At 36.9% G+C, this 24046-nt stretch carries 18 protein-coding genes; 2 read left to right on the top strand and 16 right to left on the bottom strand.

Translation table 11 applies throughout. The features are described 5' to 3' along the window. Positions 1-2 precede the first annotated feature (2 nt). The 6 genes from DKK70_RS01700 to gss all read right to left on the bottom strand — a co-directional run bounded on the left by DKK70_RS01700 (position 3) and on the right by gss (position 12586). Positions 3-1973: a vWA domain-containing protein gene (locus tag DKK70_RS01700; RefSeq protein WP_110432510.1), complete on the bottom strand. Its 1971-nt coding sequence runs from the start codon at positions 1971-1973 to the stop codon at positions 3-5. Between the two features lie 13 nt (positions 1974-1986). Continuing rightward, positions 1987-3012 (bottom strand): hypothetical protein, encoded by a 1026-nt coding sequence (locus tag DKK70_RS01695; RefSeq protein WP_110432457.1) that lies wholly within the window; start codon positions 3010-3012, stop codon positions 1987-1989. Between the two features lie 132 nt (positions 3013-3144). After that, complete coding sequence (locus DKK70_RS01690) at positions 3145-5811, bottom strand: putative virulence factor (protein WP_034884711.1); 2667 nt, start codon at positions 5809-5811, stop codon at positions 3145-3147. Further along, the gene (locus DKK70_RS01685) at positions 5808-8834 is read right to left on the bottom strand and encodes a virulence factor SrfB (protein WP_110432456.1); all 3027 of its coding nucleotides are present in this window, start codon (positions 8832-8834) and stop codon (positions 5808-5810) included. Before DKK70_RS01685 ends, DKK70_RS01690 begins: the two co-directional genes overlap by 4 nt. Positions 8835-8842: 8 nt before the next feature. Further along, a complete protein-coding gene (locus tag DKK70_RS01680; protein ID WP_110432455.1) occupies positions 8843-10447 on the bottom strand; it encodes an SrfA family protein in 1605 nt (534 codons plus the stop codon). A 246-nt stretch (positions 10448-10693) separates the two neighbouring features. Further along, the gene (gene gss / locus DKK70_RS01675) at positions 10694-12586 is read right to left on the bottom strand and encodes a bifunctional glutathionylspermidine amidase/synthase (RefSeq protein WP_110432454.1); all 1893 of its coding nucleotides are present in this window, start codon (positions 12584-12586) and stop codon (positions 10694-10696) included. Positions 12587-12773: 187 nt separating this feature from the next. Between gss and ybeD the strand changes: the two genes are divergently transcribed. Continuing rightward, the gene (gene ybeD / locus DKK70_RS01670; protein ID WP_034883735.1) at positions 12774-13040 is read left to right on the top strand and encodes a DUF493 family protein YbeD; all 267 of its coding nucleotides are present in this window, start codon (positions 12774-12776) and stop codon (positions 13038-13040) included. 67 nt (positions 13041-13107) lie between these two features. Further along, positions 13108-14385 (top strand): bifunctional O-acetylhomoserine aminocarboxypropyltransferase/cysteine synthase, encoded by a 1278-nt coding sequence (locus DKK70_RS01665; RefSeq protein WP_110432453.1) that lies wholly within the window; start codon positions 13108-13110, stop codon positions 14383-14385. A 51-nt stretch (positions 14386-14436) separates the two neighbouring features. Here DKK70_RS01665 and adk read toward each other — a convergent pair whose 3' ends face one another. The 10 genes from adk to tyrS form a co-directional block, all read right to left on the bottom strand. Then, positions 14437-15081: an adenylate kinase gene (gene adk / locus DKK70_RS01660; protein ID WP_034883695.1), complete on the bottom strand. Its 645-nt coding sequence runs from the start codon at positions 15079-15081 to the stop codon at positions 14437-14439. Positions 15082-15120: 39 nt separating this feature from the next. Then, positions 15121-15372, bottom strand: coding sequence for a YfgJ family double zinc ribbon protein (locus DKK70_RS01655; protein ID WP_110422495.1), 252 nt, complete (start codon positions 15370-15372; stop codon positions 15121-15123). A gap of 3 nt (positions 15373-15375) precedes the next feature. Further along, positions 15376-16842: a ribosome biogenesis GTPase Der gene (der, locus tag DKK70_RS01650; protein WP_110432452.1), complete on the bottom strand. Its 1467-nt coding sequence runs from the start codon at positions 16840-16842 to the stop codon at positions 15376-15378. An 18-nt stretch (positions 16843-16860) separates the two neighbouring features. Further along, positions 16861-18033 (bottom strand): outer membrane protein assembly factor BamB, encoded by a 1173-nt coding sequence (gene bamB / locus DKK70_RS01645; RefSeq protein WP_110432451.1) that lies wholly within the window; start codon positions 18031-18033, stop codon positions 16861-16863. Positions 18034-18059: 26 nt separating this feature from the next. Further along, a complete protein-coding gene (locus DKK70_RS01640; RefSeq protein WP_110432450.1) occupies positions 18060-18827 on the bottom strand; it encodes a YfgM family protein in 768 nt (255 codons plus the stop codon). Between the two features lie 23 nt (positions 18828-18850). After that, complete coding sequence (gene hisS / locus DKK70_RS01635; protein ID WP_110432449.1) at positions 18851-20128, bottom strand: histidine--tRNA ligase; 1278 nt, start codon at positions 20126-20128, stop codon at positions 18851-18853. A 24-nt stretch (positions 20129-20152) separates the two neighbouring features. Then, a complete protein-coding gene (gene ispG, locus DKK70_RS01630; protein ID WP_110432448.1) occupies positions 20153-21262 on the bottom strand; it encodes a flavodoxin-dependent (E)-4-hydroxy-3-methylbut-2-enyl-diphosphate synthase in 1110 nt (369 codons plus the stop codon). Positions 21263-21348: 86 nt separating this feature from the next. Further along, positions 21349-21762: a helix-turn-helix domain-containing protein gene (locus DKK70_RS01625; protein WP_258363891.1), complete on the bottom strand. Its 414-nt coding sequence runs from the start codon at positions 21760-21762 to the stop codon at positions 21349-21351. 113 nt (positions 21763-21875) lie between these two features. Next, positions 21876-22742: a pyridoxal kinase PdxY gene (pdxY, locus tag DKK70_RS01620; protein WP_110422489.1), complete on the bottom strand. Its 867-nt coding sequence runs from the start codon at positions 22740-22742 to the stop codon at positions 21876-21878. Positions 22743-22746: 4 nt separating this feature from the next. Further along, complete coding sequence (tyrS, locus tag DKK70_RS01615) at positions 22747-24018, bottom strand: tyrosine--tRNA ligase (RefSeq protein WP_219999647.1); 1272 nt, start codon at positions 24016-24018, stop codon at positions 22747-22749. Positions 24019-24046 lie beyond the last annotated feature (28 nt).

Here is a 24046-nt window from a genome sequence, read left to right as displayed (position 1 = left end):
TCTTATGGCAACATTTCTAATGGTATAGGATAAACATTTTCTCGAGGATCACTACCTTCAGATAATGAGATCCAACGATCAACATCAGCGTTACATTTTTGATAATATCGTACTTTACTATTTAAATTACGAATGAATTTTTCTTGTTCAATTCCACTCATGCTTTTCCATGTTTCTTGATCCAGACCAGTTACATCACTTTTATAGGGAATATTATCTAAATATTCACCCAGTAAACCTAAATCAGCAATTTTGGTGACAGAATCGGATTTTAATTTGCTTGGATCTTGCCCCATCGCGGCAGCAACTGAACGTAATTGTGAAAACATATCATCAGCAGAAATCAAGCCATCGTTAGCGGCATTAGCGATTTTAGTCACAATATCGCTTAAATCACTTAATTGTGATTTAGTTAATAAAATTCGCGGTTCTGCGGTTGGTATAGTCGGTTTGATAAAGTCTTTATCCGCAATCCATGCTTTAAACACTGACGGCGCTTTAGTTCCTTTGGTATCACCTAAATAAGCCAGCTGCATTGCTTTACTTAGTAGTAAAGCATCATTTAACATATTAGAGTTATTATCATCTTTAGCATTAAGCGCATTGCCAACAGAAGATTCGCCTTTATAGGCTAATTTAACCTGCTCGGATAATGCTTGAGCTAATAAATCGACTTTTTTACCAAATTCATTCACATCACCAGCATCAACAGGATAATAGAGTGATTTATGAATAAAATCGTTATAAGTCAGATCAGAATATTGGCTTGCAGCCACCTGATGATCTTTTTCTCCACTAGGTGTTTTTAAATGTAGCGCATAAATTGCCACACCTTTATGTTGTGCTTCCAGTCGCAATTGGGCCGCATCCATACCAGTGCTTGAGAGTTTATCATCACCAGGAATAGCGCTGGCATCAGTGATTAAAATCATATAACGAGCACCGAAACTATTCCAATTAATATCATTCAATGCTTGTGCAACGCCCGCATAAGAATCTTCAGCATAATAAGCGGTTGAGACAGAGGCTTGTTTTAGTGAGGCACTAAGTTTTTTGAACTCATCTTTATTTTTGACTTGATTAGGATCGGCAAACACTTTACTGACGAATTCCAATTTATCCGACGCTTTTAAGCTTGAGCGAAAGGAGACCAAACCAAATTTAACTTGATCTTGTAAATGCTCTTTTTCAATACGCTGATAAACTCGTTCAATCGCCTCTTTTGTTCTGGAAATATAAGGATCCATAGAGATAGTTGAATCAATAACAAATACAATTGCCGCCTTAAACGGAGCGACTTGATTAGTATTGTCATCAGAAGATGAGGATGAAGTTGATGGTTGGTTATTTTTGTTAATGATAGTCTGTTGTTTACTAACCGAAGCAACCTCGAGAATTCGTTCGTAAAAACCTTGACCATTCATTACCTCTTCACCTTGTAAAATCGGTAATAAATAAAAATTACTTTTGAAATCAACAAATTCCTTCGGTTCTTGTGCCAAAATTTGCGCAGAAGGTTTATTCTCTTTTAACGCATCTCGAATCGGTTTTAATAAAGTTTCCGGTTTGTCTGCATCAACAATTGAAGATAATGAGGCTTTATCTTTAAAAAATAACAGAGGATCACGATCAACGGGATTAGTGAACACTAAAGTCAACTGCATATTCCAAGCAATCGCACATGAATTGTTAATCCAACCAACCGTTTTACCATAAGAATCCGGCCCCACATTCAACCACTCTTGATTACTTTCATTTTTACGTTCATAAACATAATAACGAGAAAAAGCTGGTACAGGTTGACCAGTGGCGTCATTAATATTCTTTTTCAGCTCACAAGTCGGCGTGCTAAGAACTCGTTGGTAAAGTGTTGTTTTTCCCGCTTGCTTTAATGGCTCTAAAGCCGAACTAACCAAAGGTAAGCAAGTAAGGCTAAATCCGATAAGCAATGTTGACAGTACTGTTTTTTTCATACCCACACCTTTTTTATTTTTGCAATTCAACCAAACGTTCTTTAGCTAAAGCATTATTAGGGTCATTGTTTAATGATGTTTCATACCAATAAATAGCAGTTCCTTTATCAACCTTAAAACACCGATTATCTTGATAAAATTTTTCATCGTACTCTTTAGCATAAAGCAAGGCTATTTTAGCATTCAACATAGATTGATTTGCATATAAACGCTGAGCAATATCACATTTATTAGCCTGTTTTGCTTGATTTATTACCTCAATTAACGCATCCGTGTCAGGTTTCGACTGTAAACATTGTTGAATAAAGGATAAATCATCACTGGTTGCATTGCTTACATTACATTGGCTATTGGTTTGTGTTGTCGCAATAAGTGGATTGTTATCTTTAGAGAATAAGAAGTACCATACAGCACCACCAATTCCAGCTAAAATCAGCAATATTATCAAAATTAGGATAAATGTCCCCAATTTGCTTTTTGATTTAGTTGGTTCTGGAGTCGAAACCACTTCTTGGACAATTGCTGGTTCTGGCGCAGCTTCTCTGTCAATTTCAGGCTGATTTTCTGCTTCAATTGTCGCTTCTTCTGGTTCTGGAGATTTAGAGTCATCAGGTGTATTAAGATTAGCAGCCTCTTGAGCTAGCTGTGACCTATTTTGTTCAATTTCATCAGGTACAGTTTCGGTATTTAAAGCAGCAGAAGGGAATACATTATCCGCAATATTTACCACACCTCGGTCTTTATTGTTGTCATTCTGTCTATCGCGAATTTCAATAAGGAATCTAACCTGTGTTCCTTGAATTATTAAAGAATCAACTAACCACTCCTCAACTAGACCACTTAATTGTTCATTATCTACTGACAGATTAGTTAATGTATGCCAATGCTTTTCCGGTCCCCATTGATTGAGACCTAATAAATAATAACCATCCTGATTTCGTTGAATAAGTATATCAATATCAGCACTACCACTCCATTTTTGTGCTAAAAATTTAGCAATACCTGGTTTATAGCCTTCTAATTCGATTCTTAATGCCATGATATCCTCTATTTCACCATTGTGATTTTATCAATATGCGTTGATAAATGTTACATAATGTAAGGTAGCGTTATGCTACCTTATTTTTATTAATACTATTAATAGTTGTCCATTTACTCTATTGACAAGCCATTATTCTATTTTTGATTGCTTAAATACCGTTAAAACCTCTCCAAGTCGAGCGTTTTGTTCTTGACTTATTTCACGACCTGCATGATGACCAACATTTTCTTGAGCAAGCATAGCAAATGCAATAAACCAATCAAATATTGCAAATTGAGAATAACTTTTAGTCTTATCATCAAGCACCGGGAGTGGATGTGATAATTGATTTGAGAAATCATTCACAGGTGAAGAAAATATTGGCTTACCTTGATTAACTCGGCTTGCAGGAATCTCACTTGCTTGCCCAGAGATAAAACCAAGCCATGCAATAAAGTCGGTCAACAACAGATGAATTGAGCTAATTTGTCGAGACTCAAGATCATCGCGTTTACTACCGGTATTTTCATTATCTAAAATTTTCTGAGTTAAACTTGCTTCAATTTTTAAACGATTGGCGGCAGTAATCAGTTCTTCAACAATAAAGGAGAGTGATTTTTGTTCGAGTCCAAAAAATTGTAAAATATGCTTATCTAATACAATATTTCTTAAATGTTCCAGCCATGCGGTAAATACATTTTTAGCAAATTTTGATTCAGTAGGTAAGGTAGCTGCCACTTTAGGTTCTAAAGGCGAGCTTGAATCAGGAAAAAGTTCAAATTCAGTATTTAAACCAAAATCGTTTGATGAGTTATCTACTACCTCATCACTATTGCTAGCATCATTACTCAAATGGCTAGAATGATAAAGCGCCCGAATAGTTTGATCTGGTAACTCTAAAACTTTCAGTAATTCACCTAATAATAACGCTTTTCCTTGTAGTTCTTTAACAACGCCACTAATAACTTGTTTTTTCTTACCAAGTTCTTCATCACTACCGGCTTGATACCATGTATCAAAACGCATATTGATAATATAATCGATTTTCTCATTAAGTTGCTCAACAATCCGTTGTTGCTTAACTTCCGTTATCGCGACTTGTTCTAAATACTGGCTTATTCGACCTATCCCACCATCATTTAATTTCAACATCGCATCCCAAGCCTGATCTGGAGTATTGACATACTCTTTGATATCGGAATTTTCAACAAATGTCTTTTTCAACACTGACATTTCTTGTTGATAATTATCATTGTAAGATAATTCAAGGTTTGCCTTAGCATCGACATTTAAAAACGGTACATCAAATCCTGGTTTACGCACCAAAAATACGTTATTAAATTTACCATTATTTGACCAATTGGATAACCAATCATAACTACCAAATCGCTCTAAAATAGTTTGCTGTAATAAACCACCTTTACCCCAAGTATTACTCAGGTTATCTTCTGATTGATGCAACGATGCTCCGATTCGTTTATCAAACATGGTAATCGCCCAAAGCAATCCCGCTTTTTTGGTTGCTCTCTTTTCGGCAGTTTCACCTTGTGTTTTATCAATCCAACGTTCTAACACTGGGCCAACGTCATTCACGTCAGACTGTTTATCGGATGGAGTACAAACAACAAGAACATTCATCTCTTGGCTATCGGTGTATTTTTCAAATAGATAAGCGACTTTTCCTCGCAATAACAGCTGAGCAATCGGATTACCTTCTTTAACATCAGAGATAGAAATTAAATTTAATCGACCACGATATCCTGGAAAATCAAGCAGATCGACCTTCTCAAAAGTAGGAACGCGAGTTTGATTTACTAATGGGAAGATTAATTCTGCTGTTAAAAAAGCCAATTGAGCTAATGATATTGAGGTTGGCACACCGTTTACAGGGGTAACCGATACCGATGAATCCTTTTCAGTATTTAACCTTTCAAGCATATCCACATTCATGATGCTATCAATCTGTGACTTTTTACCATCATTTTCCTTCACTAATACTGAAAGTGGTGCATAAACTGTATTAACATGATTTAAGCTTGACAAAGTTGTGGCTAATTGCACATAAATTGCGGTGAGTTCATTAATACCTCCCCACAAAACAGAAAATAATATACCGCGATCAACAGTAGCAAGATAAGGTAGTAAAGATACAGCTTTTTCCCAGTATCCGCCTTTTAATCCTTCCAGTGAATTACCAAAGTTTTCCGATAAATAATCATAAAGATCAACGATATCATCTTCAGTTATACCACCAGTATAATCGGCTTGTTTTTTACTTTCAGCACGGGCTATAAGTTGATTTAATTCCGAAAACTCAATCTTATTCACCACTTTTTGTTGATCAAAATCTTTAAAATAGGCATTAATTAGAATTTTAACAATTTCGATTTCTTGAAAGAGTTTTAGTTCTAATGGATAGTTAGCAATGCCACCTTTAGCTGTTCGGCTAAATCGGGTAACTAGCCCTGTTGCTTCTTTACCACCGCCAACGGGGTTAACGTGATCAATAAAATCTAAAGTTTGATTATCAACCACGGTTTCAAGTTTACCATTCTCACCTGCGGCTAACGCTGAGATAAGATACGACTTACCAGCTTGCGATAATCCAAAAAAGCCTACTGCAACCGATTTAGTTGCCACATCTCCTAATCGTTTAGCGCTATTACGCAACCGACGTAGATCAAGAATTAAATTATCAGCCTCACTATTCAAACGCTTTGATGAATCTCGGGTTTGTTGCACCCACTCAATTGCCTGTGCTGATGCCTGATAAACCTGTTCCCAAGATTGAGGAAGTTGTTCGTTTAAATTTTTCATCGTTTTATCATTCCACTATCAAGCCAATATTGTGTGCTAATTAAACCTGAATTTACCATTGTGTTTAAATTAAGCTTTATATCTTTGGTTTTATCGCAAGTACGTCCATCTGAAGCTTTGACATCTTTAATATAGAAATTCTCAACCGTTTTTTGGCGATTTTTGATGCCTAAAGTTACCTCTAAAACCGCCCCATCGGCACTCAACCTTTTAGCAACTTCACTATTTTCAATCGTTAAAATATAAATTGGTGATGCCGGCCAACGATCGATCTCTAGCTGTTTAAAACCAAGCCTCGTTGTGCCTCGGATTTCAAAAGAGAGATCAGGAAAATCATAGTCAGGATCATCTAAATCAATGTCGCGATAATAAATATTTTCTTGCTTTATCATATTTAGATTATCTAGCAAACCAATGTATTTGACCGTTGAATACAGATCCATATTGGCTGATCTAAAATAGAAATTGGCTAATCTTAAGTTTTTACTTAGAAAACATAACATCGCACCTACAGCCGCCGTTGTTTTTGGATCATCAATACGTTCTTGTTTATGGAATGGATACCATCCCCCTGTATAATAACCATGCAATGGTAAAATACGTCCTGCAGGTATTGATAATCGTGAACGGAAGTAGCTTTGTACTCCAGGTAATCGCGAAGGACGACCAGTTAATAACAGTACATCACATTGATAACAGCTAATAATTTCAGATAACGCATCAAACGTTTTGCAAATATTGTAATAATCTCCACGGATAAATAAGTAGTGAATACGTTTAAGGTTAATCTCAACATTTAAATCAAGAACCGAAAATTCAGGATTATTTAATGCCCGACTAATAGGTTCATTGATAAAATTGAGGACATTAGCTGTCATCATATTATTCTGTAGTAATTCACCAAAAGTCAGATTATAAACATGTTGCTCTGCATGTAATGGATCATAAAGCTCATAGAGTTTTAATACATGCAAGCCTACTGGCGTAAACAGCTGTAAAGTTAATTGTTGACGCAATACCGCATCTTGTATTGATACCTGCTGTGAACCAATAATGGTGGATAAAATCGGATTAGGATCGGCAAGCCCCGCTTGTTTTAATCCATTAATTAATGAAGATAAAACGGTATCTTGAATAATATCAAGTAGTATATCATCACCAGCGACTTTAAACCCATCGCGAAAACGTTGCGTAGGCACAAGATAAGCATTACTACCACTAAGTTGTTTATTGGTGCCATAATCAAGTTCATAATCATTAATGACTAAATCAGTGGTACCTCCGCCAATATCGACGGTAGCAATCGTTAGTTTTTGTTTATTACTTTTATCTGGTCGTACCATTGAAGCAATAAACTCTTCTGATCGGCCATTGTAATTGTTTTGCGTCTCATTAAAGAGATAAACTACTTGGCCACAGGTTGCTTCATCCCACTGGATATAAACTTCAGGAATATTTGGCCAAATACTTTTTAACTGATTAGGGTTATCAAAATCGATATCGTCATCAGAACTATCCCAGCCTAAGCTTTTCCAAACCAAGCCAATAGCTTGATAAACACAGCTTTTAAAAATAGCTTGTTCTGGTTTTGGCATTGCCGGAGGGATGGTAAGAATAATTGAACGTAAATTACGCGGTGTTCTTGCATGTTCAAGTTTATTACGTTGAGCAACACTATTAATTTGCATCAATGCATGCATTAATACTTCACATAGCATAAATGTCATTAATGAGCTACGTGAATATTTGGGATGGAACACTGGCATTTTTCGATCATATTCCTCCTCAATGTCATTCCTGAGGATATGCAAAGCTTCACCATACTCATTGATTAAACTAGAAAAGGGTTCAGCCGTTGCGAAGGGTTCATGGTCACTCTTGACATAATGGGAATTAAATCGCCAACCTTGCTCATACTTCTCCTGATCCCACAAATAGCGTTTCGGGCTTGAAAGACCAGTTGCACCTTCATTTCCTTCACGACGACTCGCTAAGCGACTCGCTTCTTTGCCAACACGAACAATACTTGGCCAACGGAAAGTATCACGTCGCCCACTTTGCAGAGAAAAGTGCTCTTTACCAAAAAAGGTTTGTGCAAATTCTACTCGACTTTCAAACGGTTCATTATAGATATGTTCAGGTTGAGTTAAATCACGAATTTCAAGTTCATAACGACGATTCAAGCTATCTTTATCTTGTACATGGTCTTCAATTAAGATGCCACATGTTCTTGAATTACCAACATCTAAAATCATATCAACCGGAATGGATTTAACCACATCATCACGATTATTAGAGACAATTTTAATTTTTGGTAACTGCAATGAATCGGCAAGCAAATTAAGAACATTCAAATAATGACCATAATAAGCTTTATTACCTATTTCTAGATCTATATCATCTTTATGAATTTTTAATCGCTCTGGTTGCGGCGCTAACTCCTGAAATAGATCAATTAACCAACTGGTGATCCACTTTTGCTCTAAATACCAGGAAACGTGATCTGAACGATGAGCTAAGCTAAATACAGCCCCAGTTTTAACATCATTATCAGTCGGTGCCAAATAAGCCACATCCTGCATATTGGTGAAAATTTTGGTATCAAAGGCAAAGGTAATACGATGTGTATTGCCATCTGGATCTTCACCCTCGGGAATACTTACAATTCGAACACGATTCCAGTTATGTGGACCTTTATCAAAGCGCTCTGGCGGTATGGATCTTAAAACTGGCACCGGCAACCAAATGCCATCAAATAGTTTTAATGATTGGTCGACACTAATCTCTTGAGTTGGTGTGACCGCAAAAGAGAGATTATCCGGCGCAAAAAATTTACCACTATCGACATCTTCAATTAGCCTAACTAGTGCTCCGCTTTCTGATGGATTAATAAAACAACCATTAACTTTACTACGCCATTGATTATCTTTCCAATCTATTTTTAATGCAAAATCAAGAAATTGAATACCACTATTCATGATAAGAGTAACTTCTTGACCATAGTTGCGTATTTCTGGAAGCATATACAACCCTATTGTTTTTTCATCGTAATTGGGAACGAAGTCCCGTTATCATACATTCCCTGACAATCAGCTTGATTATTTTTGCCTGGTTTGCACTGAATACTTGGTAATTTATATTTAGTATTATCACTGCAGATAGCTTCGTTATTACCGGCAATATTTAAATTGCCATTTTGGATGCCGCTACCGACATTACCAGTACATTTAACGCCATCACTGCGAGTAAGTGTCACGTCACCATTACCTTGATTAAAGTTATAACTTAATTGTAATGGTTTCCCCGTTGCTTTATCTTGAATACCTGCACCAACAGACCATTGACCGTTTAAGAAGTTTGTTGAGCCTTGTTTTAATACATCCGCCGGTAAAGTTAAATGGTTGGATTGGGCGGTATTAGCACCATTGCCTTGATCTGTATTGTTAGCGTCAGGATTACTGGCTAAATCAGGTGTAGGAGGTGCCATTTGACCATTTTTGTCATCTGTATTCTGCACGTTTTGTTTGTCTTTATCCTCAGGCGTACTAGGATTATTTGGGTTATCACCGTTATCTTTCTTATCCCCCTGATCGCCGTTATTACCTTTATCATCGGGAGTATTTACCTCTGGAGGGTTAAGTTGATCACCTTGCGGATTGGCACTATTTTCCACGCCTTCATCAGGTGTTGATGGTATAGCTGGAGTGTCAACTTGAGCCGAATTTGTTGGGGTATCATCGCCGGCAACTGTTCCATTAGGCGCAACGCCATTAACCACACCCACAGGTTTATTATCTATAATAACCTCTTTAGGTTTCAGCTCTGGAGCGTTGATATCTAACTTATCATCTTGGTTATCAGTTGCTACAGGAAGATTAACATTACCATCTAATGATAGATTTGGATTAAAAGACAAACTTGGTTTAAACCAACAACCTTTCAACCAGAATATAGCTAGCAGTAATAATAAGAGTGGTAATAATCCTAATAACCATATCCACCATCGCTTCCACCAAGGTTTGCTAACGACAGCGGGCACCTCTTGAACAGGAGGTGGAGCAACTACTTCTGGTTGTGGCGTTGGATTTCTAACAGGTTCTAAACAATAAAATGGCGAGGTCGCTTGTGGTGTTTGGGGATTAATAAATCCCCAAAAAGTAATAACCGGTTTACCATTAACAATATAGACAAACTGATTACTAGGAAAACGTAATGCCATTAAATTAGGTTCAAGACTATCTGAGCTCTGTTTTGGATCGTAAATAAGGCGACTAAAAAGCAGTTGATCACCTTCTAGATTGGGATTTTGGGATAATTTTTTGCCTAATTCGATAACTTTGTTTTCAAATTCCTTGAGCAAAATTAGAGCGGATTCTTGTTCTGATTCACTTGCCGATGTCCATGGAATAATATCATATTCCCCATCAGGTAAGTCTGAATCGAAAGGAATATACCAATCAACAAGATTGCCCTGATCATTACGTTGTGGGATAGCTAAACAATCAGAGTATTGACGGCCTAATTTGACTCGGAACATTTCACGAATTTGCGAAGCGACCAGATACGCCGCTTTGCCATCATGCCCGAGCATTTTAAAATCTTTTATATCACCACTTCGAAGTAATGTGTTTGCCATATATTTCCTGATATTCCTTGAAATTACTTATATTTTTTATAATTATTTTTTAATAAAATCAATTCTATCAGAAATATTAACCAGTTGTCATTGCCGTCCCTAAAGATAAAATGATTTTTTTGTCATTTATAATTCGAAAAAATTATTTAAGTGACAATTAATCAAATCGTTAAATGAGTTGCGAAACATTTATCATCATGAAATTTAATGATAGATTTGTCAAATTAGACCTCAAAGCCCTGCTCTTCAATTTATTTTCGATATTTCTTTTAAAAATTCTTCATCGGTTAGCACACGGAGTGGTTGCATATCACTTTCGCCTTTTATAACTAAAGAGGGATCTGAACGTAAACATGCGCCACCATAATGACCTCCAACAGTAAAAGTACAAAGTTGCAAATAACGATCATCAACTTTGGGTAAACACCACAGTTCTTGATAAATATTTTCTTGTTTTGCAAATCGACCAACCGTTTTATCCAAAACTTGTTCATGACTACCAACTAACTCAATATCACTACCACGACGCCCGGCAATCGGCTTAATGGCATAACCTTTTTTGATTAAGTTGTCATTGAGTTCAAATGTAGATTCCAGCAGATAACGATGGTTTGGAAATAGCGACCATAATACAGGTAAAATAGCTTTGTTACTTGGGATGACCGTCCATAAAGGCTCAAAAACCGAAACTTCAGGTCGCAGTAATACATCAATTAATCTAACCGCATTTTCAGGATGCCATGTTCGGATCGGTAATCCAGCGGTTTGCGCCTCACTTTCTTGGCGTAGTTGTTCAAGTACAGTTTCCCATGCCCAAGTTTTCCAAACACAGGTAACTTGACGATCTTCATCATCAACTAAACGCCCTCTTTTATCCCACCTAAGTCCTGTTAGTCCGCGTAAGATTTTGCTTTTAAATCCAGCTTGCGTTAGGGCTTTTTGCATAAATAATGCGTGATAATTTTCCTCGCTGTCATTATCTTGCATAATGTGGATAAACGCTTTGGCGTCGCTATGCTTCCAACAGTTAGCCAATGCATTAAGCAATCCTGCACTCGGGTTTACGCCAACATTTAATTCAGCTTGTATGGCCCAATTTTCCAAAATTTTGCCTGCTTCGGTATGACATGATGCCGAATCAGCATTATACTCATAAACTTTAAAACCTCGTTCATCCATACAAAAATCTAATCGGCCGGTGATCATTTGATAACGACGTTGTTGCCAAGATAATCTAAGTCTTGGCCAAAGGATTTCCGGTATATTGAAATTACATAACAAATTATCATCTTTTAACACTTTATCTGTCGCATGCAAATACATTAAATGGAGCTCGTTTGTGGCACGAATAAGCTCTTGTTCCGCACTTTCAGAAATAGTGAAATAGCGATACTGATCATCATGACTAATGGCATGACCAGTTGCTGACACATAAGCACTTTCTAAAGGATCGTTTTCATCTAGCCATTTACCATCAAATTGACCATGGTTTTTAATATGTACGCTATGGATATCAAGTAAGTGCTTATCCGCATTAGGTTGCGGTAAACTGTGAAGTGTATCGTCTGTTTGAATCATCCAACCTAAAATTTTAGTATCATCAAAAGTATCATGTAAATAATAACCCTCATCAGATACCGTCATAGCTAACTCGCGCGTCCATTGTTGACCAATAGGAAGTCGAGTATGAATAACATTTTGTTCGGCAATTCGAATTTTGTTGTCAAAAACTTCGGTGATAATAGCCACATGACCAGTTCTATCAAACATACCGCCGTCATCCCATATCAACAAGGCACCTGCCTCTGGTTTTCTTTTACTACCGTTAGCAAAAGCTTGTAATGGTAAAATGGCTTCGTTGATCACTTGACGAAGAAACCTTAACGAAAAAATCTCATGCGCCATACCGACATCAGTAAACACAATCCCATAATTTAAAAATAGAAATCTTCTAGCAAATTCAACACATTGCCACTTATATCCCATATATTCATGACCGGAATAGCTGCGAAATGAAGCATCATTAGGAAATTGCTCAGGATCTAAATTTTCATAATCAGATGAATAAATTGCTACACCACCTGGTGCATAACCAAGTAATGTACCAAAAGGTTCTTTACTAGCAGATTGGGATAACATGTTATTTTAGCCTTTTAGAATAATAGTCAGGTAGGTTTTACTAAGCTATGTTAGAATTTGCTTATCATAGATCAAATTATAAGCTTTAAAAAGTAATGTTTATTGTTTTAAGGCTTGAAGAATAATAAATTGACTATATATACTAGATCATGTTAGTGGATTCATTGATAAAACGAGAAAAACCGTTATGCAACAAACAAAATTAAATGAATTATTAGATTTCCCTTGTTCTTTTACCTATAAAGTAATGGGGGAAGCAAAACCGGAGTTGGTTGATAAAGTAGTATCAGTTATCCAGCGCCATGCCCCTGGAGATTATACGCCGTCGATCAAACCAAGTAGCAAGGGTAATTATCATTCCGTTTCAATTACGATTAATGCAACACATATTGATCAAGTTGAAAGTTTATACAAAGAGTTAGGTGAAATCGATATAGTACGAATGGTTTTATAACTCTTTACTTTTTGATAATTTTTTGCACAAAATAAGAGCCTTATCGTTGTAAATATGAGGCTCTAATATGAAACCAGAGACAATTGCTCTGCACACTGGCTATACGCCTGAACCAACAACCCATGCTGTGGCGGTTCCGATCTATCAAACCACCTCTTATGCCTTTGATGACACCCAACATGGCGCTGATTTATTTGATTTAAAAGTTGCTGGAAACATCTATACTCGAATAACTAATCCAACTAATGCGGTACTTGAAGCGCGTATTGCTGCACTTGAAGGCGGTATAGGAGCATTAGCGGTAGCTTCTGGAATGGCGGCAATTACTTATGCGATACAAGCCATTACATTTGCTGGTGAGAATATTGTTTCCGTCTCCAAACTCTATGGTGGAACTTATAATTTACTGGCTCATACATTACCTAATTTTGGTATCACTACCAAATTTGCGCCACATAATGATCTACACGCTATCGAAAAACAAATTGATGATAAAACTAAAGCCATCTACTGTGAAAGTATCGGTAATCCAGCCGGCAATATTGTTGATTTAGCAGCACTGGCTGATATTGCCCATCGACATGGTATCCCTTTAATTGTTGATAATACCGTTGCTAGTCCAGCGCTTTGCCGACCATTTGAATTTGGTGCTGATATAGTGGTGCATTCATTAACTAAATATATTGGTGGACATGGTAATAGTTTAGGTGGAATGATAGTTGATTCCGGTAAATTTCCTTGGAAAGAGCACGCCGATAAATTTCCTATGCTCAATCAACCCGATCCTTCTTATCATGGTGTTTCATATACTCAAAGCTTTGGAGAGGCAGCCTATATTGCTCGTTGCCGAGTAATACCACTGCGTAACATGGGAGCAGCTTTATCACCGTTTAATACCTTTTTATTATTACAAGGTCTCGAAACACTCTCTTTACGCATTGAGCGACATTGCCAAAATACCATTAAGGTTGCCAATTATTTGGCATCACACCCTCAAGTTGAATGGGTCAATTATGCTGGATTGGCTAATCATCCAGAACATTATTTAGCAATAAAACAGATGGACAATGGTCTACCTGCTGGCATTTTATCCTTTGGTATCAAAGGCGGTAAACAAGCTGGAGCTAAATTTATCGATGCCCTGAAATTGATTATTCGTTTAGTCAATATTGGTGATACCCGCTCATTAGCTTGTCATCCGGCATCAACTACCCATCGACAACTTAATGATGAAGAGTTGCAAAAAGCTGGAGTTAGCCAAGAAATGATACGCCTATCAATTGGCATTGAACATATTGATGATATTATTGCTGATTTAGAACAAGCACTTAATTTAGCAAAATAATAGATTGAATAAGATGAGGGATGAAAAGTCTATCATCCCTCTTTTTTGCAATTAGCCTAAAATTTTAGTCAATTCATTGGTCACAGCTGAAACAGCCTGTGTTCCGTCAATACGGAAATATTGAGTACGACCTTCTTTGGCTTCATGTTGATAATAGTTGATTAATGGTTTGGTTAAATCATGATATTCAATAAGACGTTTACGAACAATCTCTTCATTATCATCTTTACGAATAGTTAATGGTTCACCTGTTACATCATCAATATTTTCCACTTTTGGTGGATTATGGCGAATATGGTATACACGACCTGAACCTGCATGAATACGGCGACCACTCATGCGATCAATAATAACTTCATCTGGTACATCAAACTCAAGGACATAATCAACATTGATTCCTGCTTCTTTCATTGCATCCGCTTGTGGAACGGTACGTGGAAAACCATCTAGTAAAAAGCCATTTTTACAATCGCTTTGCGCAATACGCTCTTTAACTAAAGCGATAACTAATTCATCAGTAACAAGCTTACCATGATCCATAAGCTCTTTTGCTTGTAGACCTAATGGACTTCCTGCTTTTACTGCTGCACGTAACATATCCCCCGTTGAAATTTGCGGAATACCATATTTTTGCATAATGAATTGTGCTTGAGTTCCTTTTCCTGCTCCTGGTGCGCCTAATAAAATAATTCGCATAAAATAACCTCTTATGGCTTTGAATATAGATACAATTTTCTACTCTGATAAATACTGAAATATCACTTTACTGCTGGATATTAAGCCATCAGTCGGACAAATATAGTTTATAGCCCCGCAACCTTTAACCATTTGAGCGCTCTGCTGACAAATTGGACAGATATACTGCTCTAAATAATGTTGTTGGCAATGAGGACAGTCATAATGTTGTGGTGCCACAATACTCATTTTATTATGGCATTTAGGACAAATACCTTCTTGTCCACCGGCGATCATCTTTTGGTTTGTCATAAGTTATTTACGACCTCGTACATGTTTCATTAACCGACGACGCTTACGTTGTTGGGAAGCCGTTAAACTATTTTTTCGACCTTCAAATGGATTAGCGCCTTCTTTAAATTGAATCCGTATTGGTGAACCCATAATTTTTAATGAGCGTCTAAAATAGTTCATTAGATAACGTTTGTAAGAATCAGGTAAATCTTCAACCTGATTACCATGAATAACCACAATTGGCGGGTTATATCCACCTGCATGAGCATATTTTAATTTTACGCGACGTCCTCTCACCAATGGTGGTTGATGATCATCTTGCGCCATTTGCATTATTTTGGTCAACAGTGCCGTATTAACCCGACGAGTTGCACAATCGTATGCTTCTTGAATTGAATCAAATAAGTTACCTACGCCACTACCATGAAGTGCCGAAATAAAATGTAAACGGGCAAAATCGATAAAATCAAGTCGATCATCTAACGTGGTTTTCACTTGTTCTTTGATATCTTGTGATAATCCATCCCATTTATTAACTGCGATAACCAGTGAGCGCCCACTATTAATGATAAAACCAAGTAAGGACAAATCTTGATCGGATATACCTTCTCGAGCATCTATCACTAAAATCACCACATTAGCATCTTCAATTGCTTGCAGCGTTTTGATAACCGAAAATTTTTCAACTGTTTCGGTTACTTTGCCTCGTTTACGTACACCTGCAGTATCAATCATGATATATTCACGAGCATCGCGTGTCATTGGTATATAAATACTGTCACGTGTTGTACCGGGCATATCATAAACCACAACCCTTTCTTCGCCTAATATTCGATTAGTTAGTGTTGACTTACCAACATTTGGTCTACCAACAATAGCAACTTTGATTGGTTGGTTGATAAGCGACTCGGCGTCATCTTCAATATCATCATAAGATTCAGGAAGAACGTCATCTGGCTCATCCTCTGATAAGGCCTCATTTTGATCATTGGCAAAATGAAAAATAGGATCGAGCACCGCTTCGATTAATACATTTACCCCACGACCATGACTCGCAGCAATCGGGTGAATGTCACCTAATCCTAAACTGTAAAAATCAGAGATTGCGCTATCGGCATCAATACCATCAATTTTGTTAGCAACTAAAAATGTTGCTTTTTGGCGAGATCGGAGATGCTTAGCAATAGCATGATCAGCAGGCATGGCACCTGCTCTGGCATCAACTAAAAAAAGGACAATGTCTGCTTCTTCTATTGCTTGTAAGGATTGTTCCGCCATAAAGCTTTCAACCCCATCTTCAGTGCCATCAATACCACCAGTATCAATGACAATATATTCATGCCCTTTGATTTCGGCTCGCCCGTACTTACGGTCACGAGTTAATCCCGGAAAATCAGCTACTAAGGCGTCTCGTGTTCGAGTTAATCGATTAAATAAAGTCGACTTTCCTACATTCGGACGACCAACTAGTGCGACAACAGGTACCATATTTATTCTCTAATTACCTTATTTTTTTGTGAAAGCGTAAATATCACCATTTTTAGCTTGGACAACAATTTTATTGTCGACAACTAATGGTTTCGAAATTAATCCACTGCTACTAACTTGGGTTTTAGCAACGATTTCACCGTTATCTTTGTCTAACCAATAAAGATAACCTTCGAAATCGCCAACCACAATATAGTTTTCGTAGATAACCGGATCGGTTAATTGACGATGTAACAAACCAGCTTGAGTCCAGAGAATTGTTCCGCCATTTTTGCTTACTGCTCGTACATTGTCATTTTGGTCTACAACAAATAATTGTTGTGAGTCAACCACAAAGCTATGTGTTGAACCCATCTCTTTACGCCAGACAATCTGACCATTACTTAAATCAAGCGCTACAACATTACCATTATAGCCGATAGCATAAGCTAAATTACCTTCTATTATCGGCGTTGAATCTACATCATTCAATTTTGCAATTTCTGTCGATCCACTTGGTTGCGAAATACGTTGTTGCCAAATCAATTGGCCATTATTGATGTAGTAAGCATTTACATGCCCGGTATCATCACCAAATATTGCCGCACCATGTGCAATTGTTGGAGTTGAATTACCTCTTAGTGAAAGAGGAGGAACTTCAAGCATGACATCCCATTCATCAGCACCAGTGTTACGGTTCAAGGCTTGTAAATTACCATTAGCGGTATGGATAATGAGTTTATCGGCAGATGATACTGGACGAGCAAGAACTTCACCTCTTACCGGTTTTTCCCAGATAACATTACCATCGTTACGATCTAGCGCATATACCACAGCACGTTCACTACCAATATAAACATATTTATCATCAGCGCTTACACCACCGGAAAATAGTGCTGTTTTACTACTGAATAATGTACTTTGTGATAAATTTTTATCCCAGATTGTATGACCATTAGATAAATCAACAGCTTTAACTTGTCCGCTACGGCTAGCAACATAAACGGCATTATCATAATTAATAGGCCCTAATAATGAATAAATATGTGTATTGCCTGCTGTACTATTTCGCCATACTTGTTGTATTGAAAATTGGTTGTTTACGGTTGGTGAAGGTGAAACTTGTACGATTTCTTCCTCTTTACCAAACAATGAACATCCAACAAGTGAAAACATAAAAACACTAATAAAAAGACTTTTTGATAACTTCATTGTATAGACCCTTATATCAGGATAAATTAATTTTTATTTTCTTGTGCGGCGTTTTTCTTAGCTTCAGCTTCTTGCTTAGCTTTTTCTTTGGCGGCTTCAGCTTCTTGTTCAGCTTGTTGCTTATCTTTAAGATATTGAGCCTGATTTAACTTCATTTTGATATTTTCATCTAACTGTTCAGTTGGTAATGAAGCTTTAACAATATTTTCATCTGAACCATCAATAGGAGTAGGTGTCAATGCAACAGTATAAGCAGCAACGGCTTGCGTGTAGTTATTCATTTTCATATACACGTCACCACGAATATCATTAACTACCGGTGTCCAACTTTTTTCAGTAACTTTGCTTAATGTTGCTAAAGTGTCTTGATAACGTTCAAGTTGATATTGTATTTTTGCAATACGAACATAGCTGATTGATTTAATAATGTCTGAATCGGTTTTACTTAATGTATCAGTAAGTAACTTTTCAGCTTTAGGATAATCTTTTATTTCTTCAACATAAAATTTAGCTGCTTTTAAATTAGCGAAAACACTATAAATAGTATCATCACTTTCCGCGAAAGAGACTAATTCATTTATTGAATCTGGATTATTTTTATCTAAATTAGCAATTAATTGTTCATATCGATCTGAAGATTCTATCGTTTTTGCTAATTTATGAGATTGCCAATAACGCCAGCCATAAAAAGCCAGTAACCCAATTACAATAACCGCAACAATGATTTTCCACTTTTTAGCAAGAAATTCTTTTATCTCTGAAAATTGTTCTTCGCCAGATAATTGATGACTCACGTTTTTCTCCTATTTTCCTTAATTTACAATATTGCCAAACAAGTTTGCACAATCTCTTTTTGGGCAACTTCGACTTGTTCGCCTGTTTGTAAATTTTTAATCGTTACTGATTGATTAGCTATTTCATTTTCACCAATGATTACAGCTATTTTAGCACCTAATTTGTCAGCTTTGGCAAATTGTTTCTTAAAATTGCTACTGCCGTAATTGGTCACAATTCGTCTATCAGGTAAACCATCACGTAATGTCTCCGCCATGATTTGGGCTGCAGATATTGTCTGCTCATTGCCGGAAGATATCATATAAATATCAATTGAACTATCACGATTTAATGAAGGATTAACCGCTTGTACCAGTAATACTAAACGTTCAACGCCCATGGCAAAACCAACCGCAGGAGTGGGTTGCCCGCCTAGCTGACTGACAAGTCCATCATAACGTCCACCACCACAAACAGTACCTTGAGCGCCTAAGCTTGTAGTAACCCATTCAAAAACGGTTCGATTATAATAATCTAAACCACGGACTAATCGTTGATTAATGTTATATTTAATCCCTGCTTTATCCAATAAATGACACAACCCATCAAAATGATTTTTAGACTCTTCATCTAAATAATCAAATAATTTTGGTGCCTGATTAAGTAATTCTTGAACATCAGGATTTTTGGAATCTAACACCCGTAATGGATTAGTATACATTCTGCGTAAACAGTCTTCATCTAATTTATCTTTATGTTGTTCTAAGAAGCTAACCAAAGCATTACGATAATTGCCGCGGGCTTCAACTGAACCTATTGAGTTAAGCTCAAGCGTAGTATGTTTTTCAATACCAAGTGCTTTCCAAAAACGAGCGGTTAGTAATATAAGCTCTGCATCGATATTAGGACCTTCAAGCCCAAATACTTCAACACCAAATTGATGGAATTGGCGATAACGACCTTTTTGCGGTTTTTCATAACGAAATGCTGGTCCTAAATACCATAAACGTTGTTCTTGATTATAAAACAGACCATGTTCAATACCAGCGCGCACACAACCAGCTGTAATTTCTGGTCGCAGTGTAAGACTTTCATCACTACGATTGTTGAAAGTATACATCTCTTTTTCAACAATATCGGTAACCTCACCAACTGCGCGTTTAAATAATGCCGTTTCTTCAACAATCGGTGTTCTAATTTCATTATAACCGTAACTATTTAGTACATTTTTGACAATTTTTTCAATTTGTTGCCATGTTGCACTATCACTCGGGAGTAAATCATTCATTCCCCGTATTGATTGGATTTTTTTTTCTGTCATTTTTTTATTCGCTATCTAATAAAATTATAGTTCAATCGTTGTAATTCTGTTTTTCAAAATTGTGGCTTTAGCGCGTATTTTCGCTTCCAACTCATCTATCATTTGTTCATTATCAATACGCCCTATGCGCACACCATCTTCATAAAAACCGCTTTTATTGTGCCCACCCGCGACCCCCATAGTGGATGCTAAGGCTTCGCCGGGACCATTAACAACACAGCCAATAATTGAGACATCCATTGGTGTTATAATATCTTCAAGTCGCTGCTCTAGCGTGTTAACGGTACTAATCACATCAAATTCTTGCCTAGAACAAGTTGGGCAAGCAATAAAATTAATCCCTCTGGCTCGGATGCGTAAAGATTTCAAAATATCAAATCCGACTTTGACTTCTTCAGTTGGATCTGCGGCTAATGAAACTCTTAATGTATCGCCGATACCTTCAGATAATAATAAACCAAGCCCTATTGCTGATTTTACTGCACCACTTCGAACGCCACCAGCTTCGGTAATCCCTAAATGCAATGGTTGCTTAATTTGTTTTGCCAATAATCGATATGAATCAACCGCAGTAAATACATCTGATGCCTTAACACTTACCTTAAATTGGTCAAAATCAAGTCGATCTAGGATATCCACATGGCGCATCGCAGATTCAACTATCGCTTCAGGTGTCGGCTCACCATACTTTTCTTGAATATCTTTTTCAAGTGAACCAGAATTAACGCCAATGCGTATCGGAATATTCTTATCTTTAGCACAATCAACAACCGAACGAATCCGCGATTCATTACCAATATTTCCGGGGTTAATTCTTAGACAATTAACACCATATTCAGCAACTTTTAAGGCTATGCGATAATCAAAATGAATATCGGCAATCAAAGGCACTTTAACTTGCTGCTTAATAAATTTAAATGCTTCAGCGGCATCCATTGTAGGAATAGAGACTCGTACAATATCAACCCCTACCCGTTCAAGTGCTTGAATTTGTGCTACTGTCTTTTCAACATCAGTTGTTCGAGTATTCGTCATTGATTGGACAGCAATTGGTGCACCACCGCCAATAGGCACATCACCGACATAAATTCGGGTTGATTCTCGCCTAATAATTGGTGATTCTTGATGACTCATAAGATGCCTAATCATGTTGCAAAATAACTAGGTCGCAATCTTAACAAGATTTGAGGCAAATGTCTGTAAGTGAATTCGAAAATTTGCTAACCGTTAACGCGATCTGCAGAGCTCGGCGAAATATAATGGCTAACTTCAACATAATTGTTTTTGGTTTGATAATTATTATAATATAACCCAAAACCTAACAAGCAAACTAGAATGAATAAAACAAAATAGAACCCTTTTTTACTATGCTTTTTTTGTTTGATTATTGATTTGAGTTTGAAAGGTTGTGATGCAAAATATTCTTTTTCTAATTCGTTAAGATAGGATTGACATTCTTCATTAGGTAAACCAACAATGTTTGCATAATTGCGAATATAACTTTTAACAAGAACAAAAGGGGCATGAACTAACTTGTTGTTTTCAATTTCTGAAATAACTTCTGTTCTAACATGAATTTGAGCGGCAATATCTTTCTGGGTCAAACCCATATTACCCCTTAAATCGGAAAGCATTTTACCCAATGAAATACTATCTTCCATCATTCCCTCTATACTTCACATTCCGTAAATTTACATTATATTTACTTATTATTATATTTTTCGTACATTTTTACATATTTTGGAAATTAATCAATTCTTTTTGCATTAAACCTTAATTTTGGTTTTTCGATTTCATTTTGTGCCGCAATTAATTGCAATTCATATTCATTTTGTTTTAAGGTTTCAAGCATGACCGCATAAACTGCTGAGGTGGTGTGCTCTAAAGCTTCGACCATTGATTTACCAAGCATTATATTCGCTAAGAATAGTCCACTTGTCATATCACCCACACCTACTGGTTGTTTAACACCAAAATCGACTAACGGACGATGAATGTGCCAAGCTTCATCTTGAGTGACTAACAACATTTCAAAACGGTCTTTTTGATAACCCGCACGACTCAAATGTTTAACTAAAATCGCTTTAGGTCCTTTTTGACAAATTGCACGGCATGCTAAAACGGCTTCATTAACATTACTAATGGCTTGTTTGCCATTGAGTTCCTCAAGTTCTAAAACATTAGGCGCCATGATATCTGCAACAGGCAAAGCAGTGTTACATAAAAACTCTGATACGCCGGGGGCGACAAAACAGCCTTTTTCAGGATGGCCCATTACTGGATCACAAAGATAAATTGCTTCTGGATTTTCAGCTTTTACTTTTTTCACAATTTCAATAATTGCATTACCTTGTTCAGCTGAGCCCATATAGCCACTTAATACGGCATTACAGCGTTGCAATTCGCCAATAGCATTAATCCCATCGGCGATATCGGTTAAATGAGATGCTGGCATTACCGTTCCAGTCCATTGATGATATTGAGTATGATTGGAAAATTGAACCGTATTTAACGGCCAAACATTCACCCCTAAACGGCGCATAGGGAATACTGCTGCACTATTCCCCGCATGACCGAAGACAACATGCGACTGAATCGATAATATATTTTTCATGAAATCATCTCCAAATAAGTAAGCAATAGTATTTTTTACCTCGACGCAATAAGGTATAACGATTAAAGAGTTTATCACCATCAGAGAAACGATAATCCGTTGTTGCGTTACGTTCACCATTAACGGAAATAGCATTTGATTCGATCATGGTTCTTGCCTGACCTCTTGACGGTGCGAACTCGGCATTAACAATTGCTTGTTGTAAATCGAGATCTTCTTCAACGGTCAAAGTTGGCATACCATCTTGAGCTAGTTGCTCTAAATCAGCCTCAGATAAATCAGTTAATTTACCTGAAAATAAACTTTCAGTGATACGTTTGGCCGCGGTTAAACCTTCTTCACCATGAACTAGACGAGTCACTTGCTCAGCTAGCACATATTGAGCTCTTGGCGCTACGCCACTATTCTTATCTTCTTCTTCCAATGCATCAATTTCTTCCAATGACATAAAAGTAAAGAATTTAAGGAAGCGATAAACATCAGCATCAGCAGTATTAATCCAAAATTGGTAAAATTTATATGGACTGGTCTTTTTCGGATCTAACCATACCGCACCGCTTTCGGTTTTACCGAATTTGGTTCCATCCGATTTGGTAATTAAAGGTACAGTTAAACCATAAACTTGTTTCTGATGTAAACGACGGGTTAAATCGATACCAGCAGTAATATTACCCCACTGATCAGAACCACCAATTTGTAATACAACATTATGTGCTTTATTAAGACTAGCAAAGTCATAAGACTGTAACAAACTATAAGAGAACTCAGTAAATGAAATACCTGACTCATCGCGGTCAATCCGTTGTTTAACCGATTCCTTGTTAATCATGGCATTAACAGAAAAATATTTACCAATATCACGTAAAAAAGATAAAACATTCATACCACCAAACCAATCATAGTTGTTGGCAACAATAGCGGCGTTATCACCACATGTAAAATCCAAGAACGGTGAAACTTGTTGCTTGATTTTCTCACTCCACTCTATCACGGTATCTTCGGTGTTAAGTTTACGCTCAACCGCTTTGAAACTTGGATCACCAATTAGTCCTGTTGCACCACCAACTAACGCAATTGGTTTATGACCAGCCAATTGAAAACGTTTTAAACAAAGTAACGGAACTAAATGACCAAGATGCAAACTGTCAGCTGTTGGATCAAACCCACAATATAGCGCAATAGGATTTTGTTCGATTAATTCCATTAACGCTTTTTCATCAGTAAGTTGAGCAATCAGTCCTCGCTCTTGCAGTTGTTTGATCACATTTTTTGTCATGATATTTTACCTATTAAATTTGTTACGT

The organism is Gilliamella apicola, from assembly GCF_003202655.1.
Classification (GTDB): Bacteria; Pseudomonadota; Gammaproteobacteria; order Enterobacterales; family Orbaceae; genus Gilliamella; species Gilliamella apicola_R.
Note: the sequence above shows the minus strand (reverse complement) of the source record. Positions and strands in the feature narration are given on the sequence as shown.